Annotated in this window: 2 protein-coding genes; one reads left to right on the forward strand and one right to left on the reverse strand. The window is 71.2% G+C overall.

What is annotated here, in order from left to right; genetic code table 11:
• On the forward strand, positions 1-1,941 hold a 1,941-nt coding region (locus B8460_RS13020; protein WP_148360598.1), incomplete at its 5' end, for a cellulase family glycosylhydrolase.
• A 14-nt stretch (positions 1,942-1,955) separates the two neighbouring features.
• Here B8460_RS13020 and B8460_RS13025 read toward each other — a convergent pair.
• Positions 1,956-2,915 carry an isopenicillin N synthase family dioxygenase gene (locus B8460_RS13025; RefSeq protein WP_048862035.1) on the reverse strand — a complete coding sequence of 320 codons (960 nt, stop codon included), beginning with the start codon at positions 2,913-2,915 and terminating at the stop codon, positions 1,956-1,958.
• Positions 2,916-3,107 lie beyond the last annotated feature (192 nt).

Raw genomic sequence — 3,107 nt, forward strand, 5'->3', positions numbered from 1 at the left:
CTGACCAACCCCGCCCCGGTGCTGCCGTCGATCGGCGCGTCCGGCACCACGGTCGATGTCGCCGCCGGCACGTCGTCCGGCGGGAACGCGACCCCGGGCGCGGGCGGCAGCCTGCTGCCGGCGGGCTTCCTCAGCACGCAGGGCAACCAGATCGTCGATGCGAACGGGACGCCGGTGAAGATCGCGGCGATCAACTGGTACGGGCTGGAGACGCCGTCCTTCGCCCCCGGCGGCCTCGGCGTGCAGAGCTACAAGACGATGATGAACGAGATGGCCCAGCTCGGGTTCAACACGATCCGGCTGCCCTTCTCGCTGCAGGCGCTCGATCCGTCGAGCATGCCGTCCGGTATCAACTACACGCTCAACCCCGACCTGCAGGGCCTCGACGGCCTTCAGGTGATGGACAAGATCGTCGCCTATGCCGGGCAGATCGGGATGAAGATCATCCTCGACGATCACCGCGCCTCCGCCGGGTCGGGACCGAACGCGGACGGGCTTTGGTACGATCAGAATTATTCGGCGGCGACCTGGCTGTCGGACTGGACGATGCTGGCGCAGCACTATGCCGGCAATCCGACGATCATCGGCGCCGACCTGTCGAACGAGCCGCACGACCCGGCGACCTGGGGCACCGGATCGCCCACCGACTGGGCGGCCGCGGCGACGGCGGCGGGCGACGCGATCCAGGCGACGGGCTCGAAATGGCTCGTCATCGTCGAGGGCATACAGACCTATAACGGCCAGAGCACGTGGTGGGGCGGCAACCTGATGGGTGTCGCGCAGCACCCGATCACCCTCACCGATCCGGGCAAGCTGGTGTACTCGGTGCACGACTACCCGGCGTCGGTCTATCCGCAGAGCTGGTTCTCCGCGCCGAATTATCCGGCCAACCTGCCGTCGGTGTGGAACCAGTTCTGGGGCAACGTCTACCAGAGCGGCGCGCCGGTATTCGTGGGCGAGTTCGGCACGCAGCTGCAGACCACCAGCGACCAGCAATGGCTGCACACGCTGGTGTCCTATCTGGACGGGCAGGCGCCGGGCGGCATCACGGTCGCGCCCGGTCAGCAGGGGCCGAGCTGGGCGTACTGGGACTGGAACCCGGACTCGGCCGGCACCGGCGGTATCGTCGGCAACGACTGGAGCACGGTGCAGACCGCGAAGCTCGATGCGATCCAGCCGGCGATGTATCACGCGGCCGCGACGACGTCGGGCGGCGGGACGGGGGCCGCGGGCGGGGGTGCGGGCGGCACGGCGACGTTCGATCTCACCCTGTCGGCGCCGCAGACGACGCCCGTCACCGTCGATTACGCGACGGCGGACGGCACGGCCAAGGCGGGCGTCAACTACACGGCGACGAGCGGCACCGTCACCTTCGCGCCGGGGCAGACCTCCGCCACCGTCTCGACCGCCGTGCTCGATCCCGCGGGCGCGAGCGGGCAGTTGCAGTTCCTGCTCGACCTGTCCGACCCGCTGGGCGCGACGCTCGGCGCGAACTCGGTCGCGGCGACGATCGATTACGGCGCCGGCACGACCACCCCGCCCGCCGGCGGCACGGGCACGGGGTCAGGCACCGGCACTACGTCGGGCACAGGGGGCACGTCCGGGGGCTCATCCGTGGCGGGCTCGTCCACCGGTGCCGGGGGCGTGACCGCGAGCCTGCAGGTCAACAGTGACTGGGGCAGCGGCATGACCGGCACCGTGACCGCGACCAACGACACGGCGACGCCGGTGACGGGGTGGGAGGTGCAGCTGACCAGCGCCGACCTTCTGGGCAATGTCTGGAACGGCGTGCTGTCGTCCCAATCGGGCGGCGTCGCGCTGGTGTCGAATGCAAGCTGGAACGCGGCCATCGCGCCGGGCGCGTCCACCAGTTTCGGTTTTCAGGCGACGGAGCCCGCGGCCTACGCGCCGATCGCGCTGAAAGTCGTGTCGCACGGATAGCGCGGCGGCGGGCCTCAACCCGTCGCTGTCATGGCCGGCCCGATATAGGTGGCGTCGAGGCGGCTGCGCAGATAGTCGGCGGCGGTGACCGGCGGGTAGCGCGGCGGCTCGCCGGGCGCCAGGCAGGACGGCAGCACGGCGACGTGCGTCTCCGGGTTCGGATCGAGGAAGTAGGCGAGCGAATAGCGCTCGCCCGCCGGGATGCGCACGCGGTGGGGGGTGGAGACGTAGATGTCGTTGGTCCAGCGCATCAGCAGATCGCCGATGTTGCACACCAGCGTGCCCGGCGGCGGTGCCGCGTCGATCCAGGTGCCGTCGCGCCGGCGCACCTCCAGCCCCGGCTCGCCGTCGGTCGCGAGCAGCGTGATGTTGCCGTAGTCGGTATGCTCGCCGGCGCCGATGCCGCTCGCCGTGTCCTGACCGGCGCCGGGGTAGCGCAGCATGCGCAGGCTCGCCATCGGGCGGTCGATCTTGGCGCGGCAGAAGTCGAGCGACAGGCCGAGATCGTGGGCAAAGGCGCGGTGCATCGCCTGTCCGGTTGCCTGGCACGCATCGAAATAGGCGAGCATCGTCGCCCGCCAGCCCGGCAGATCGGGCCACAGATTGACACCGCGGAAGGGGCGGCCGGCCAGTACCTCCGGATCGTCGGCGGCAAGATCGAAGCCGACGTTGAACGCTTCCTTGCGGTCGATCGTGGCGGCGGGATCGAGCTGTTCCGTGCCGAGGCCGGCATAGCCCCGGTTATGCGGCGAGCGGGCGATCGACAGCCTTTCCTTCGCGGCGGCGGGCAGTGCGAAGAAGGCCCGCGCGGCGGCAAACGCCGCGTCGCGCAGCGCCGGCGTCACGGCGTGACCGGTGACGTAGAAGAACCCGACGCCGCGGCAGGCGGCCCCGATGGCCGCTGCGACCTCCGCGACGGGCGCCGGATCGTCCGCGAACAGCGGTGCTACGTCGATCACCGGGATGTCGACCATGGCTGCCCTCCTCGCCCGCGGCTGGCTGCCTCGCGGCTGGGTGCCCCGCGGCTGCGTGCAGTGCAGCAAGAAACGGGCCCGCCGTCACCCGGCGATCGCGGGCCACATCCGTTCAAGCAGGGCGGCGGCGAGGTCGGGGAAGCGCACCGCCCGCCCGGTGCGCGCGGCCGCCCCCCGCATCGCCGCCCGCGC

It is taken from the genome of Acidisphaera rubrifaciens HS-AP3 (assembly GCF_000964365.1).
GTDB lineage: Bacteria > Pseudomonadota > Alphaproteobacteria > Acetobacterales > Acetobacteraceae > Acidisphaera > Acidisphaera rubrifaciens.